The sequence below is a fragment of the Streptomyces sp. NPDC037273 genome, from assembly GCF_055603625.1.
Genome location: NZ_JBVJVO010000001.1, coordinates 120,443 through 135,069 on the forward strand (window position 1 = coordinate 120,443; position 14,627 = coordinate 135,069).

The 14,627-nt window shown below is 73.6% G+C and carries 13 protein-coding genes and 1 pseudogene; 10 read left to right on the top strand and 4 right to left on the bottom strand.

Annotation, left to right across the window (positions count from 1 at the left end; genetic code table 11):
* Positions 1–368: 368 nt before the first annotated feature.
* Entirely contained in the window at positions 369–1,094 is a 726-nt protein-coding gene (locus ACZ7G1_RS00555; protein WP_470880947.1) for a class I SAM-dependent methyltransferase, read from the top strand.
* 52 nt (positions 1,095–1,146) lie between these two features.
* Here ACZ7G1_RS00555 and ftsH read toward each other — a convergent pair whose 3' ends face one another.
* On the bottom strand, positions 1,147–3,066 hold the full coding sequence (gene ftsH, locus ACZ7G1_RS00560) for an ATP-dependent zinc metalloprotease FtsH (RefSeq protein ID WP_470880949.1): 1,920 nt from the start codon (positions 3,064–3,066) through the stop codon (positions 1,147–1,149).
* A 288-nt stretch (positions 3,067–3,354) separates the two neighbouring features.
* Entirely contained in the window at positions 3,355–4,374 is a 1,020-nt protein-coding gene (locus ACZ7G1_RS00565) for an ABC transporter permease (protein ID WP_470882307.1), read from the bottom strand.
* A gap of 103 nt (positions 4,375–4,477) precedes the next feature.
* Between ACZ7G1_RS00565 and ACZ7G1_RS00570 the strand changes: the two genes are divergently transcribed.
* The 8 genes and pseudogenes from ACZ7G1_RS00570 (at position 4,478) to ACZ7G1_RS00605 (ending at position 11,581) form a co-directional block, all read left to right on the top strand.
* Entirely contained in the window at positions 4,478–5,095 is a 618-nt protein-coding gene (locus ACZ7G1_RS00570) for a TetR/AcrR family transcriptional regulator (RefSeq protein ID WP_470882305.1), read from the top strand.
* Between the two features lie 166 nt (positions 5,096–5,261).
* Positions 5,262–5,564 (top strand): urease subunit gamma, encoded by a 303-nt coding sequence (locus ACZ7G1_RS00575; RefSeq protein WP_376435000.1) that lies wholly within the window; start codon positions 5,262–5,264, stop codon positions 5,562–5,564.
* Positions 5,565–5,577: 13 nt separating this feature from the next.
* Positions 5,578–5,883, top strand: a pseudogene (locus tag ACZ7G1_RS00580) (urease subunit beta); the annotation flags it as partial.
* 97 nt (positions 5,884–5,980) lie between these two features.
* Positions 5,981–7,702, top strand: a complete 1,722-nt coding sequence (locus ACZ7G1_RS00585) for an urease subunit alpha (protein WP_470882304.1) — start codon at positions 5,981–5,983, stop codon at positions 7,700–7,702.
* 8 nt (positions 7,703–7,710) lie between these two features.
* Complete coding sequence (locus ACZ7G1_RS00590; RefSeq protein WP_470882302.1) at positions 7,711–8,373, top strand: urease accessory protein UreF; 663 nt, start codon at positions 7,711–7,713, stop codon at positions 8,371–8,373.
* Positions 8,374–8,417: 44 nt separating this feature from the next.
* Positions 8,418–9,095, top strand: coding sequence for an urease accessory protein UreG (gene ureG, locus ACZ7G1_RS00595; protein WP_470882301.1), 678 nt, complete (start codon positions 8,418–8,420; stop codon positions 9,093–9,095).
* On the top strand, positions 9,092–9,835 hold the full coding sequence (locus tag ACZ7G1_RS00600) for an urease accessory protein UreD (protein WP_470882299.1): 744 nt from the start codon (positions 9,092–9,094) through the stop codon (positions 9,833–9,835). Before ureG ends, ACZ7G1_RS00600 begins: the two co-directional genes overlap by 4 nt.
* 183 nt (positions 9,836–10,018) lie before the next feature.
* Positions 10,019–11,581 carry an alpha/beta hydrolase gene (locus ACZ7G1_RS00605; protein WP_470882298.1) on the top strand — a complete coding sequence of 521 codons (1,563 nt, stop codon included), beginning with the start codon at positions 10,019–10,021 and terminating at the stop codon, positions 11,579–11,581.
* A 94-nt stretch (positions 11,582–11,675) separates the two neighbouring features.
* Here the strand turns inward: ACZ7G1_RS00605 and ACZ7G1_RS00610 are convergent, their stop codons facing one another.
* Both ACZ7G1_RS00610 and ACZ7G1_RS00615 read right to left on the bottom strand, forming a co-directional pair.
* Positions 11,676–12,716 (bottom strand): NAD-dependent epimerase/dehydratase family protein, encoded by a 1,041-nt coding sequence (locus ACZ7G1_RS00610; protein WP_470882297.1) that lies wholly within the window; start codon positions 12,714–12,716, stop codon positions 11,676–11,678.
* A 64-nt stretch (positions 12,717–12,780) separates the two neighbouring features.
* Positions 12,781–13,500 (bottom strand): lysophospholipid acyltransferase family protein, encoded by a 720-nt coding sequence (locus tag ACZ7G1_RS00615; RefSeq protein WP_470882309.1) that lies wholly within the window; start codon positions 13,498–13,500, stop codon positions 12,781–12,783.
* Positions 13,501–13,578: 78 nt separating this feature from the next.
* Between ACZ7G1_RS00615 and ACZ7G1_RS00620 the strand changes: the two genes are divergently transcribed.
* On the top strand, positions 13,579–14,616 hold the full coding sequence (locus tag ACZ7G1_RS00620) for a DUF3048 domain-containing protein (protein WP_470882296.1): 1,038 nt from the start codon (positions 13,579–13,581) through the stop codon (positions 14,614–14,616).
* The last annotated feature ends 11 nt before the right edge of the window (positions 14,617–14,627 follow it).

The following is a 14,627-nucleotide window of genomic DNA, read 5'->3' on the forward strand; positions in this document are numbered from 1 at the left end:
CCATTCCGGGGCATCTCAAATATTTTGCACTTACCCGTCAGTTGCCGTTGATGCGTCCTGACGAGGTCCAGTGCGCCGATCTGCGGAGAAGCCGCGCAGGGGGCGTCAACCTGGTGCGTAGTGGCGCATACGCCCCGGCGCGTAGCCGCGGTACGCGCGCCCCCGGGAACCGCTCGTCAGACCCGGGACCCGCCCGGGACCGGAAACACCCGGAAGTGTTGCAGGGACATTACCGGGTCCGGTCGCGGGACCGCGCACCGCCCCTCCCCCGGGCGAATCGGTCCGGCGCGAGCACTGGACGCCGCCCGGGATGCGCAGTTCCCTGACTACGGGGGGCTGTCGTCCAGGCACGGATTGGGGCTCTTTCCATGACACCTACGCTCGTCCCGCACCACCCCGCGCGCGACTGGGCCGAGATCCAGGAACGCATGCTCGTACCGCTCTACGAGACCGTGTACGAGCGCCTCGGCGTGGGAGCCGGCTCCCGGGTCCTCGGCCTCGGCTGCGGCTCCGGCCTCGCGCTGCTCATGGCGGCGGCGAGGGGCGCGCGGGTGGCCGGCGTGGACCGGGACCACGCGCGCGTGGAGCTCGCCAGGGAGCGGCTGCCCGAGGACGTCGCGGTGACCGAGGACGTGCCCGGGGACCTCCCGTACGACGTGTTCACGGCCTTCCACGCGACGGACGGGACGCTTCCCGAGCTCAGGGCGCTCACCCGTTCGGCGCAACCGGGTGCGACGGTCGTGCTCGGCGGCTGGGGGCCCGCCGAGCGGTGCGCCACGGAGCCGGTGCTGCGGATCGCCGCCCGCCTCGCGGACCGCCTGCCGGGGGTGCGCGCGGACCTGGACGGACTGGTGGCCGCCGCGGGTCTCAGGCCCGCCGGGTCCGGCCGGGTGGCCTGCCCCTTCGGGTACGCGAGCGAGGGCAGCGCGGTGCGCGGACTGCTGTCGACGGGCGCCTTCGACGAGGCCGTACGGGCCACCGACCTCTCCCAGGTCGAGAAGGAGATCGGGGAGGCACTCGCGCCCCACGTCCGCGCCGACGGCACCGTGTGGATGCCGAACGTCTTCCGGTACGTCGTCGCCCACGTGCGGTAGCCCTCCCTCGCCCGGGGCGGGGGAGGGCTACCGGGGCCGCCGGGCCGCCGTCTCAGGAGTCCTTGGTCAGCCGCGTGATGCCCGCCGCGCGGTAGGCCGCGGCCTCCTCCAGGGTCTCGTTGGCGAGGAGCGCCTCGGCCAGGGCGTCCAGCTGGTGGCGGTGCTCGCGGAGCTGCCGCACCGCGCTCTCGTAGCACTCGTCGACGATCCGGCGCATCTCCTCGTCGACGGTGTCGAGGGTCGCGGGGGCCGCCGAGAGGCCGTACGCCTGCTGGGCGTCGGACGGAATGGCGGTCAGCCGGCCGACGCGCTCGCTCATGCCCCAGCGGCCCACCATGCCCCGGGCGATGTTGGTGACCTGTTCGAGGTCGCTCTCGGCACCGGTGGTGATGACGCCGAAGACGACCTGCTCGGCCGCCATGCCGCCGAGCGCGCCGATGATCCGGCCGCGCAGGTAGTCCTCGGTGTAGGCGTACTTGTCGGCGTCGGGGGTCGAGAGGGTGACGCCGAGCGCCCGGCCGCGCGGCACGATGGTGATCTTGCGGACCGGGTCGGCGCCCGGCTGGAGCATGCCGAGCAGGGCGTGCCCGCTCTCGTGGTACGCGGTCCTGCGCCGCTCCTCCACCGGCATCACCAGCGGCCGCTCGGCCCCCAGCTGGACCTTCTCCAGGGCGTCCGAGAGGTCGGACTGGGTGACCGCCTTCTGCTCGCGCTTGACCGCGAGGAGCGCGGCCTCGTTGGCCAGGTTGGCGAGTTCGGCGCCGGTCATGCCCGGGGTCGTACGGGCGACGTGCTCCAGGTCGACGTCCTGGGCGAGCGGGATCTCCCGGGTGTGGATCTTGAGGATGGCCTCGCGCCCGCCCCGGTCCGGCGGGTTGACGTGGACGATCCGGTCGAAGCGGCCCGGCCGGGTGAGCGCCGGGTCGAGGACGTCGGCTCGGTTGGTCGCGGCGAGGACGATCACGCCCTCGGAACCGGTGAAGCCGTCCATCTCCGTGAGGATCTGGTTGAGCGTCTGCTCGCGCTCGTCGTGCCCGCCCATCCCCGAGCCGCCGCCGCGGGCCCGGCCGATGGTGTCGATCTCGTCGATGAAGATGATCGCCGGCGCGACCTTCCTGGCCTCGGCGAACAGCTCGCGGACCCGGGAGGCGCCGACGCCCACGATCATCTCGATGAACTCGGAGGCGGAGGCCGAGAAGAACGGCACCCCGGCCTCCCCGGCCACGGCCCGCGCCAGCAGGGTCTTGCCGGTGCCCGGAGGGCCCGCGAGGAGCACACCGCGGGGCATCTTGGCGCCCATCTCGCGGTAGGCCTGCGGGTTCTTGAGGAAGTCGACGACGTCGTTGAGCTCGCCCTCGACCTCGTCGATGCCGGCGACATCGGCGAAGGTCGTGCGCTTGCCGCCCTCCAGCTCCACCGGCTTGGGCGGCGTCTTGCGGCCGAGCATGCCGCCCGCGCCGCCCATGCCCGCGCTCATCCGCCGGGCGATGAACACCCACAGCACGACGAGCAGCAGCATCGGGGCGAGCGAGATGAGCAGGTTGGCCAGGAAGCTGCGCTCCTTGACGACCGGCTCGGCGGTGACCACGACGTTCTGCTTGGTCAGCTGCGCCCACAGGTCGTCGTCGGCGAACGCCGGCCGCTGGGTGGTGAACTTGGTGTAGTCGCCGTCGCCGTCGGGGACGGGCTGCTTGTTCTTCAGCTGCCCCTGGATCGCGTCGCCCTTGGAGTAGATCTTCGTGACGTTCCCGGCCGCGACCTGCTTGTCGAACTCGGTGTACGAGATCGTCGGCCCGTCGCCCTCGTTGAAGAACGACAGCACGATGTTGGCCAGCAGGTACACGACGAGCGCGGTGAGGATGAGGCTGCCCCAGCTCCCCGGCATGCGCTTCTTCGGCGGCGGGGGTGGCGGGGCCCCCTCCGAGCGCCAGGGCTGATCGGTCCGGTCGCGCGGGGGTACGGGGTTGGCCACGTGGCTCTCCTCGGGGCGGCAGTGGCCTCAGTATCGAAGATCGGGACGAACCCGGCATCGCGGACGGTCCGGAGGAGTGAAAAGGGGCCCGGGGGGGGGTTGCCCCCCCCCCGCCCCCCCCCCCCCCCCCCCCCCCCCCCCCCCCCCCCCCCCACCCCCCCCCCCCCCCCCCCCCCCCCCCCCCCCCCCCCCCCCCCCCCCCCCCCCCCCCCCCCCCCCCCCCCCCCCCCCCCCCCCCCCCCCCTCCCCCCCCCGCGGCTTGTCGTGTACGGGGCCGGGGGTGTCCGCTCAGCCCGCGGGGACCGCGACCGGGGGCGCCGCCGCCGGCGGCGCCGGGACGGTCTCGGCCGCTCCGCGGCGCCGGGTGCCGAGCGCGGTCGCGGTCAGGCCCGCCGCCGCCCAGAGGGCGAGGACCAGGAGCGGCCCGCCGGCCGCCGCGCCGTCGAAGGCGGACACCGAGCGGAGGGCGGAGCCCGCGGCGCCCGGGGGCAGCCACTGGCCGAGGGTGCCGATGGCGGAGGGCAGCATCTCGGGTGCGCTGGACATCCCCGAGAAGGCGTTGCCGAGCAGGATCGTGAGGACGGCGGAGAGCCCGAAGCCGGGCTTGCCGAGGAGGGTGGCGAGGCCCGCGAAGGTGGCGCCGATCGCCAGGACGGTCAGTCCGAGGACCCCGGCCTCGGCCCACCAGTCGCCGCCGAGCGCGCCGAGCCAGCTGTGGGCGAGCGTCGCGCCCACGACGCCCGCGAACGCCGCGGCTCCCGTCAGGGCGGTGACGGCCCGGGTGCCGCGCAGGCCGAGCAGGACGGTGGCGACCCCGGCGGCCGCGCCGACGAGGGCGAGGGGCAGCAGGCTCGCGCCGAGCACGGCGCCCCGGGGGTCACCGGGCGGGGTGGCGACCACGTCGGTGACCTGCACCGGAGCCCCGCCGGGGGCCTTCGCGGCGACGGCCTCGCGGAGCAGTCCGGCCACGACGGGGCTCGCGGCCGAGGCGGTCAGCAGCTCCGTACCGCCGGGGGTGACGACCACGGCACCGTATACATCGCGGTTCTCGACGGCGGCCCTCGCGGCCTCGCCGTCCTCGTAGCGGTGGACCTCGAAGGCGCCTTCGTGCCGTCCGAGCTCCCGCTCCACGGCGCCCGCCGCGGCGGCCGGTCCGGCCACGCCGATCGGCAGGTCGCGGGGTGCGACCCGGGCGGCGGGCCAGGCGAAGGCCCACAGGACGAGGGCGGCGACGGTCGGTATCAGGACGAGCACGGCGAGGGTTCTGCGCCACGCGGCGGCTGCGGGGGTGGTGGCGGCGGAGGACATGCCGGCCTCGATTCAAAGAGAAGGATCGTTCGTTTTACGGGTCCTCACTGTCCGCCCGTACGGCGAGCTTGTCAAGAATGAACATTCGTTTTAGATTTCGGGCATGGCCCGTGTCTCGCAGGAACACCTCGACGCCCGCCGCCGTCAGATCCTCGACGGCGCCGCCCGCTGCTTCGCGCGCAACGGCTTCCACGCCACGTCCATGCAGGACGTCCTCGCCGAGGCCGGCCTGTCGGCGGGCGCGGTCTACCGCTACTTCAGCGGCAAGGACGAGCTGATCGCGGCCATCGCGACCGAGGCCTTCAGCACCATCCGCGGCGCGTTCGAGGAGGCCTCCCGCGCCACCCCGCCGCCCACTCCCGACGTCCTGCTCGGGGCCGTGCTCCGACTGTTCCTCGAGGAGCGGATCGCGGGCGCCGACCGGCAGGCCTTCGCGCGCCTGATCATCCAGGTCTGGACCGAGACCCTGCGCAACGAGGAGCTCGCGAAGACCCTGGGCGAGGGCTACGACGGCATGCGCGCCGCCTGGACCCGGCTCGTCACCCTCTACCGCGAGACCGGCATCCTCGCCGCCGACGTCCCCGCCGACCACGTGGCCCGCACCCTCGTCGCCGCCGCCCAGGGCTTCATCGCCCAGCAGGCGCTCTTCGGAGACGTCTCGGCCGAGGTCCTGGAGAACGGACTGCGCGGTCTGATGTCCATGAACGTCGATCCGAGCTGATGATCATGGAAACGCAAAGCCGGAGTTAACGAGCCGGAAAAACTTCCGCCCTAACGTGCAATGTCCGGCCGCAGACCGCTTCTCCGCAGCTCAACAGAGTGTTGACGCCCGGTAAGGTCCGCGGCTGTCCGGGTGCCGTCCCGGTCGACGACTGTGAGGTGGAAGAGTGCAACTGAGCCCGCACGAACAGGAACGCCTGCTCATTCATGTCGCGGCGGACGTGGCCGAGAAGCGCCGGGCCAGAGGCCTGCGCCTCAACCACCCCGAGGCCGTCGCGCTCCTCACCTCCCACATCCTGGAGGGCGCCCGCGACGGCCGGACCGTCGCCGAACTCATGGCCTCCGGCCGCAAGGTGCTCACCCGCGACGAGGTCATGGACGGCATCCCCGAGATGATCCACGACGTCCAGGTCGAGGCCACCTTCCCGGACGGCACCAAGCTCGTCACCGTCCACGACCCCATCGTCTGACGGGCGGCCGCCGATGATCCCCGGAGAGATCCTGTACGCGGACGAGCCCGTCGCCCTCAACGAAGGACGGCCCGTCACCCGCGTCACCGTGCTCAACGCCGCCGACCGGCCCGTCCAGGTCGGCTCCCACTACCACTTCGCCGAGGTCAACCCCGGCCTGGAGTTCGACCGCGCCGCCGCGCACGGCCGCCGTCTCCACATCGCCGCCGGGACCGCCGTCCGCTTCGAACCCGGCATCCCCGTCGAGGTCGAGCTCGTCCCGATCGCGGGCCGCAGGATCGTCCCCGGCCTGCGCGGCGAGACCGCGGGCCCGCTGGACCGGGACCCGTCGAACCAGGCCCCGTCCGAGCAGGCCCCGTCCCACCGGAACCCGTCGGACCCGGACCCCTCGCACCAGAACCGGAACGGAGCCGCTCGTGCCTGACCTCCACCGCGCCGTGTACGCCGATCTGTTCGGCCCGACGACCGGCGACCGCATCCGCCTCGCCGACACCGACCTGCTCGTCGAGATCGAGGAGGACCGCTGCGGCGGCCCGGGCCGCGCCGGCGAGGAGGCCGTGTTCGGCGGCGGCAAGGTCGTCCGCGAGTCGATGGGGCAGTCGCGGACCACCCGGGCCGAAGGCGCCCCGGACACCGTGATCACCGGCGCCGTGGTCATCGACCACTGGGGCGTCGTCAAGGCCGACATCGGCATCCGGGACGGCCGGATCACCGCACTCGGCAAGGCCGGCAACCCCGACACGATGGACGGCGTCCATCCCGAGCTCGTCATCGGGCCCGAGACCGAGGTCATCGTCGGCAACGGGCGGATCGTCACCGCCGGTGCCGTCGACGCCCACGTCCACTTCATCTCCCCGACCGTCGTCGAACAGGCCCTCGCCACCGGCGTCACCACCCTCGTCGGCGGCGGCACCGGACCCGCCGAGGGCACCAAGGCGACCACCATCACGCCCGGCCCCTGGCACACGGCCCGGATGTTCGAGGCCCTGGACACCTTCCCCGTGAACATCGGCCTGCTCGGCAAGGGCAACACGATGTCGCGGGACGCCATGCGCTCCCAGCTCCGCGGCGGCGCCCTCGGCTTCAAGATCCACGAGGACTGGGGCGCCACCCCCGCCGTCATCGACGCCTGTCTGAGCGTCTGCGAGGAGAGCGGCGCCCAGCTCGCCATCCACACCGACACCCTGAACGAAGCGGGTTTCGTCGACTCCACGCTCGCCGCCATCGCGGGCCGGACGGTCCACGCGTACCACACCGAAGGCGCCGGCGGCGGGCACGCGCCCGACATCATCACCGTGGTCTCCGAGCCGTACATCCTGCCCAGCTCGACCAACCCGACCCGGCCGCACACCGTCAACACCATCGAGGAACACCTCGACATGCTGATGGTCTGCCACCACCTCAACCCGGCCGTGCCCGAGGACCTCGCCTTCGCGGAGTCCCGCATCCGGCCCTCGACGATCGCCGCCGAGGACGTCCTGCACGACCTGGGCGCCATCTCGATCATCTCCTCCGACTCCCAGGCCATGGGCCGGATCGGCGAGGTGATCATGCGGACCTGGCAGACCGCCCACGTCATGAAGAAGCGGCGCGGAGCCCTGCCGGGCGACGGCCGCGCCGACAACCACCGGGCCCGCCGTTACGTCGCCAAGTACACGATCAACCCCGCCGTCGCCCAGGGCATGGACCACCTCATCGGCTCGGTCGAGCCCGGCAAACTCGCCGACCTCGTCCTGTGGGACCCCGCCTTCTTCGGCGTGAAGCCGCTCGTCGTCGTCAAGGGCGGCCAGATCGCGTACGCGCAGATGGGCGACGCCAACGCCTCCATCCCGACGCCCCAGCCGGTGCTGCCCCGCCCGATGTTCGGCGCGCTGGGCAAGGCGGCCGCGGCCGGCTCCGTCAACTTCGTGGCCGAGGCGGCCATCGAGGACGACCTGCCGCGACGACTCGGAGTGCACAAGGAGTTCACCGCCATCCGCTCGACCCGGCGGGTCACCAAGGCCGACATGCGCGAGAACGACGCCCTGCCCCGCGTCGAGGTCGACGCCGACACCTTCTCGGTGACCATCGACGGCGAGGCGGTCGAACCCGCACCCGCCGCCGAACTGCCCATGGCCCAGCGCTACTTCCTCTTCTGATGGCGCCCATGTCACGCTCCGCGCTCCTCGTGCTCGCCGACGGGCGGTTCCCCGCCGGCGGGCACGCCCACTCGGGCGGCGCCGAAGCCGCCGTCAAGGCCGGCCGCATCAAGGACGCCGCCGGCCTCGAGACCTTCTGCCGGGGCAGGCTGCACACCACGGGCCTCACCTCCGCCGCGCTCGCCGCCGGGGCCGCGCACGGACTCGACCCGCGTGAACTCGACGCCGCCGCCGACGCCCGCACCCCCTCGCCCGCGCTCCGGGCCGCCGCCCGCAGACTCGGCCGCCAGCTGATGCGGGCCGCCCGCGCCACCTGGCCGAGTCCCGCACTCGACGCGCTGGCAGCCGACTTCCCGCGCGGCGCCCACCAGCCGGTCGTCCTCGGCGTCGCCGCCCGGTCCGCCGGACTCGGCCCGGAGGACGCCGCGCACTGCGTCGCGTACGAGACGGTCGGCGGTCCCGCGACCGCCGTCGTGCGCCTCCTGGGCCTCGACCCCTACCAGGCCACCGCCGTCCTGGCCCGCCTCACACCCGAGATGGACCGCGTCGCCGAGCGCGCGGCCGCCGCCGCCCGGCTGGGCGTCGACGCGCTGCCCGCCGCCTCCGCGCCGCTGCTCGACCTCACCGCCGAACAGCACGCCGCCTGGCCCGTCCGCCTCTTCGCGTCCTGAGCCCCGCCCCCGTCACGTCCAGCACCCCGACCAGGAGCCGCCCCATGCACCTCGACCACGGCCACACCCATCACGGCGCCGTCTCCGCCGACGCGCACCGACCCGACGGCAGCCGCCGCGCCCTGCGGATCGGGCTCGGCGGCCCGGTGGGCTCCGGGAAGACGGCGACGGTCGCCGCGCTCTGCCGGGAGCTGCGCGACACCCTCTCCCTCGCCGTCGTCACCAACGACATCTACACCCGCGAGGACGCCGAGTTCCTGCTCCGCAACGCGGTCCTGCCGCCCGAGCGGATCCAGGCCGTGGAGACCGGCGCCTGCCCGCACACGGCGATCCGGGACGACATCTCCGCCAACCTCGAAGCGGTCGAGGAGCTGGAGGACACGGTCGGACCGCTCGACCTGATCCTGGTCGAGTCCGGCGGCGACAACCTCACCGCCACCTTCTCGAAGGGCCTCGTCGACGCCCAGATCTTCGTGATCGACGTGGCCGGCGGCGACGACATCCCGCGCAAGGGCGGCCCCGGCGTCACCACCGCCGACCTCCTCGTGATCAACAAGACCGACCTCGCCCCCCACGTCGGCTCGGACCTGGAGCGGATGGCCCGCGACGCGAAGGAGCAGCGCGGCGAACTGCCCGTCGCCTTCACCTCGCTGCGCGCCGAGAACGGCGTCGGCCCCGTCGCCGACTGGGTAAAGGCGCGACTCGGGGAATGGACCGCGTGAGCCTGAGCGCCACCGCGCGGATCGCCGCCACCGCCGACGGCGGCCTGCCGCTCCTGGTCGGTGACGGCCCCCTCGCCCTGCGCCGCACCCGGTCGGCGGGGCCGTACACCCGGGTCACCGTCGTCGGGGCGATGAGCGCTCCGCTCGGCGGCGACCGTCTCGCGATCGAGACGGAGGTGCGGGACGGGGCCAGTCTCCTCGTCGACGCGGCCGCCGCCACCCTCGCCCTGCCGGGCCGGAGCGGCGAGCCCGCCGGGTACGACGTCCGGATCTCCGTCGGCGAGGAGGGCGTGCTGCGCTGGCTGCCCGAGCAGGTGGTCTCCGTCGGCGGCTCGGACCTCCGGATGCGGACGACCGTCGAACTCGCCCCCACGGCCCGGCTCGTGCTGCGCGAGGAACAGGTCCTCGGCCGGCACGGCGAACCGCCCGGCACGCTCGTCACCCGGCTGACCGTCCGCCGGGCGGGACGGCCGCTGCTCGACCAGGAACTGGCCTTCGGGCCGGGCGCCCCCGGCGGCTGGGACGGCGGCGCGGTGCTCGGCGACCACCGGGCCACCGGGCAACTCCTCGTCGTCGACCCGGAGTTCGCGGTGAAGCCGGTGGAGCCGCGCCTGCTCGGGGAGTACGCCGTCGTCGCCCCGCTCGCCGGGCCCGCCGTCCTGGCCACGGCCGTCGCCCCGGACGCCCTCGCGCTCCGCCGGGCGCTCGACGCAGCCCTGGAAGAGCTCGCCCCCTTCTGACCGGCACCGACACCTCTCCGCTCAGCGGTACACACCTCTCCGGTTATTGGTTCGGCAAAGAAACACACGTTCGGTCTTTCATCGTGTGCCCCAGGGACGAAAGGATCCACCGGACAACCCGATACGAGGCGCCGCCACGGGGGTGGCGCCCACCCTGGGGGAGGACCATTGAGACGTACAGCCATGCTCGGCTCTGCCGGCACGCTGATAGCGGGCACGCTCGTCGCGGGCGCCATCGCCGCCCCGGTGGCGAACGCCGACAGCCGGCAGCTGCGTGACGCGGAGTCGATCGGCGTCGCCGTCGCCGCGGCCCGCGCCGCCCAGACGGGCATCGACTGGCAGGACTGCCCCGCCGACTGGGGCCTGGAGAAGCCGATCCAGTGCGGTTGGGTCACCGTCCCGGTCGACTACGCCAAGCCCAACGGCAAGACGATCAAGATCGCGGTCGACCGCATCAACGCCACCGGCACACCCGCCGAGCGCCAGGGCGCCCTGCTCTACAACCCGGGCGGCCCCGGCGGCTCCGGCATGCGCTTCCCGCGCCGGGTCACCACCAAGAACAAGATCTGGGCGGGCGCCGCCAAGGCCTACGACTTCGTGGGCTTCGACCCGCGCGGTGTCGGCCACTCGGCCCCCATCTCCTGCGTCGACCCGACCGAGTTCGTCAAGGGCCCCAAGCCCGACCCGGTCCCGGACAGCGAGGCCGACAAGCAGGCGCAGCGCAAGCTCGCCGCCGAGTACGCCAAGGGCTGCGCCGAGAAGAGCGGCGACATGCTGCCCTTCATGACCACGCCCAACACCGCGCGCGACCTCGACGTCATCCGCGCCGCCCTCGGCGAGAAGAAGCTGAACTTCGTCGGCGTCTCGTACGGCACCTACCTCGGCGCGGTCTACGGCACCCTGTTCCCGAGCCACGTCCGCCGCATGGTCCTGGACAGCGTCGTGAACCCGTCGACCCGCTCCATCTGGTACGAGGCCAACCTCGGCCAGGACATCGCCTTCGAGGGCCGGCTGACGGACTGGATGACCTGGGTCGCCCAGCACGACGCCACCTACCACCTCGGCGACACCCTCGAAGAGGTCCGGCAGCAGTGGAACACGCTGCGCGCCGACGCCAAGAAGGCGCCCCTCGGCGGCAAGGTCGGCCCGGCCGAGCTCATCGGCTTCTTCCAGAACGCCCCGTACTACGACTCCATGTGGGCCCCGGTTGCCGAGGCCTGGAGTGCCTACGCCGCCGGCGACCCGCAGCCGCTGATCGACAACGCCGCCGCGGACCTCACGGACACCGCCGGCAACATCGCCTCGGAGAACGGCAACGCCGTCTACACCGCGGTGGAGTGCGCCGACGCCCCCTGGCCGACCAGCTGGAAGAAGTGGGACCGGGACAACTCCCGCCTGCACGAGCAGTACCCGTTCATGACCTGGGCCAACGCCTGGATGAACCTGCCGTGCGCGACCTGGAAGGCCCCGAGCCAGCGCCCGGTCCAGGTCAAGACGGGCAAGGGCCTGCCGCCCGTGCTCATCACCCAGTCGGAGCGTGACGCCGCCACCCCGTACGAGGGCGCCGTCGAGCTGCACAAGCGCTTCAAGGGCTCGCGTCTGATCACGGAGAAGGACGCCGGCTCGCACGGCATCACCGGCCTGGTCAACCCGTGCCTCAACCCCAAGGTCGAGGCCTACCTGCTGACCGGTGAGCTGGACGCCACGGACCAGACCTGCGCCCCGCACGCCACCCCGCAGCCGTAACACCCGGCACGGCGGAATGAGGGAGGGGCGGCCTTTTGCAAGGCCGCCCCTCCCGTCGTACGGGTCCGGGTCCGGGTCCGGGTCTGGTCCGGGCCTAGCGGCCCGAGGAGGCCAGCCAGGCGTCCTCCGCCGCGTAGTCGAAGAAGTCCACGCCGTACTTCGCGAGACCGGGGAAGGCCTCACGCCAGTCCCGGTCCGCGAGGTGATCGGTGAGCCACGCGACCGTCTCCGGCAGCGAGTCGGCGTACGACACCACCGGCCGGTAACCCAACTCCCGCTCGGCCGCCGTCATGTCGTAGACGACGGGGTGCTCGGCGGTCCACGGGGTGAGCCCCACCAGGTCCTCCGGCGGCGCGCCCTCGATCAGCACCGTCTCGCTCTCCACCCCCATCACCGCGTCGATCGCGGCCCCGATCTCCGCCACCGTCGGCGCCTCCGGGTCGGCGCCGTTCAGGACGCGGCTGCCCGGCCGCGCCGCCGCGAGCCGGACCAGCTCCGCCAGGTTGTCGACGTGCGCCGGGTGGAAACGCGAGGTACCGCCGTACGAGAGCGGGCGCACCGGACGTCCGTCGAGCGCCCGCTTCACGAACCACAGCTCGCGCGGGCCCGGGCAGTACGGCCCGTGGATCGCGCCCGCCCGCAGCAGCGTCGCCGGCAGTTCGTCGCCCGCCGCGAGCAACTCCCGCTCCAGGGCGATCTTCCGCGTGCTGTACGTGGTGTCGCCGGGCGCGACCGTACGCCAGTCCTCCGCGACCGGCACCGGGAAGGCGGGGAAGCCGTCCGGCCGGTCCTGGGTGTCGAAACTGCGGCCCTGCCCGTCCTCGTAGACCGCGCCGCTCGACACCACGACCGCCGAACCGATCCGGCCGGCGAGCCCGGTGAGCTGCCGTCCGTGCGCGCCGTCGTAGGCGACGATGTCGACGAGCACGTCACAGCCGTCGCCGAGCGCCGCCGCGAGCGCGCCCTCCTCGGTACGGTCGACCCGCACGGTCCGGACCTCGTCGGGCCACCTCCCGTCCCTGCCGCCGCCCCGCGAGGCGGCCGTCACCTCCCAGCCGTCGGAGACGAGGGCCCGCACGGCCGCCCGCCCCACCTGTCCCGACGCACCCAGCACGAACGCGTTTCCCTTGGTCATGATCGTGACGCTAAGGGCGCCGGGACCGGCCGCCCAAGGGATTGCGCCGTGCGCGGATCCGCCCTCAGCGTTCCCGGCGCGGGAACTTTCGCGGGGCCGGTCCGTCCGCCGCCTCCGCGGCCTTCACGACCGCCGCGTAGTCGTCGACGTACTCCTGCCCCGACAGGCGGAGGATCTCGTACATGATCTCGTCCGTCACGGCGCGGACCACCGCCCGCTCGTCCGCCGAACCCGCGAACCGGGAGAAGTCCAGCGGCGCCCCGAACCGGATGGTGACCCGGCGGATCCGCGGCACGACCTGCCCCGGCGGCTGGATCTCGAAGGTGCCGACCATCGCGCAGGGCACCACGGGCACGCCCGCGGTCAGCGCCATCACCGCCACCCCCACCTTCCCCTTGTACAGCCGCCCGTCGTGCGAGCGGGTGCCCTCCGGATAGATGCCGAGCAGCTCGCCCTTGGCCAGCACGCCGAGCCCCTCGCGGATCGCCGCCTGCCCGGCCTCCTTGCCCGAGCGGTCCACCGGGATCTGCCCGGCCGCGCGGAAGAAGGCGGCCGTCAGCCGCCCCTTGATCCCCGGGCCCGTGAAGTACTCCTGTTTCGCGAGGAACGTGATCCGCCGGTCGAGCACCACCGGCATCAGGAAGTGGTCGGAGAAGGAGAGGTGATTGCCCGCGACGATCGCCGCGCCCTCCTCAGGGATGTGCTCAAGACCCTCGATCCTCGGCCTGAACAGCAGCTTCAGAAGCGGCCCGAGCAGTACGTGCTTCATCAGGTGGTAGAACACCCGCGACCCCCGTTCGTCGTCCGTCAAGCACGTTGTATCGGCGCGCGGGCCCGTGGTCCACTGGTGGGGGAGCGTCACATGACAGGCGAGCGCGGAGCCAGGCGCCCCGGCCGCGTCCTCACCGCGCTGCTGTGCGCGGTGACGGCGGCCGGGCTGTACGGCTGCTCCGACTCGGGCCCGCCGGAGCCGAGCCCCGTGCCGACTCCCGCGCCCGCCACCACCTCACCGACTCCGGCGCCCGCGACCACCTCGCCGGCACCCACCGGCCGGTCGCCCTTCACCGGCCTGCCCGCGCGGCCCGCACCCGTGCTCGCCGTCAAGCTCGACAACGTGCCCGCCGCGCGCCCGCACACCGGGCTCGGCGCCGCCGACCTCGTCTACGTCGAACAGGTCGAGGGCGGCGTCACCCGGCTCCTCGCCGTCTACTCCTCCCGCCTCCCCGAGCTGACCGGACCCGTCCGCAGCGCCCGCGAGTCCGACATCGCCCTGCTCGCCGACTTCGGACGGCCCGCCCTCGCCTACTCCGGCGCCCAGAGCGCGCTGAACCCGCTGCTGCGGGCCGCGCCTCTCGACCTCGTCACCGAGACCACCACGCCCCGGGCCTTCCGGCGCTCCGCCGACCGGCCCGCCCCGCACAACCTCTACCTGCGGCCCGCCCGCGCCCTCGCCGCCGCGCCGGGAGCCGACGACGCCCGGGACATAGGCTTCCGCTTCGGTCCCGCCCCGCCCGGCGGCACCCCGACCGCGAGCTCGACCGTCCGCTACCCGGCGGCCCGCTACACCTTCAGCTGGTCCGCCGCCGACCGCGGCTGGCGGGTGGCGATGGACGGCCGCGAGGCCCGCGCCACCGACACCGGACCGCTCAAGCCGGCCACGGTCGTCATCCAGCGCGTCACCATACGGCCGTCCCGCTTCCACGACCGCTTCGGCTCCGTCTCCCCGTACAGCGAGACCGTCGGCAGCGGCACCGCGCTCGTCCTCCGCGACGGCCGCGCCCACGAGGCCCGCTGGTCCCGTCCCACCGCCGCCTCCGGCACCACCTTCACCACCGCGACCGGGGCCCCGCTCACCTTCGCGCCCGGCCAGGTCTGGATCGTTCTCGCCCCGAAGGCCTAGGGGTGTCTTGC

Coding starts and splice junctions, on each gene's coding strand:
- ACZ7G1_RS00570 (WP_470882305.1), top strand. CDS start 4,478: ATGGCCCGTGTCTCGCAGGAACACCTCGACGCCCGCCGCCGTCAGATC.
- ACZ7G1_RS00590 (WP_470882302.1), top strand. CDS start 7,711: ATGTCACGCTCCGCGCTCCTCGTGCTCGCCGACGGGCGGTTCCCCGCC.
- ACZ7G1_RS00555 (WP_470880947.1), top strand. CDS start 369: ATGACACCTACGCTCGTCCCGCACCACCCCGCGCGCGACTGGGCCGAG.
- ACZ7G1_RS00605 (WP_470882298.1), top strand. CDS start 10,019: ATGCTCGGCTCTGCCGGCACGCTGATAGCGGGCACGCTCGTCGCGGGC.
- ACZ7G1_RS00620 (WP_470882296.1), top strand. CDS start 13,579: ATGACAGGCGAGCGCGGAGCCAGGCGCCCCGGCCGCGTCCTCACCGCG.
- ACZ7G1_RS00565 (WP_470882307.1), bottom strand. CDS start 4,374: ATGTCCTCCGCCGCCACCACCCCCGCAGCCGCCGCGTGGCGCAGAACC.
- ureG (WP_470882301.1), top strand. CDS start 8,418: ATGCACCTCGACCACGGCCACACCCATCACGGCGCCGTCTCCGCCGAC.
- ACZ7G1_RS00610 (WP_470882297.1), bottom strand. CDS start 12,716: ATGACCAAGGGAAACGCGTTCGTGCTGGGTGCGTCGGGACAGGTGGGG.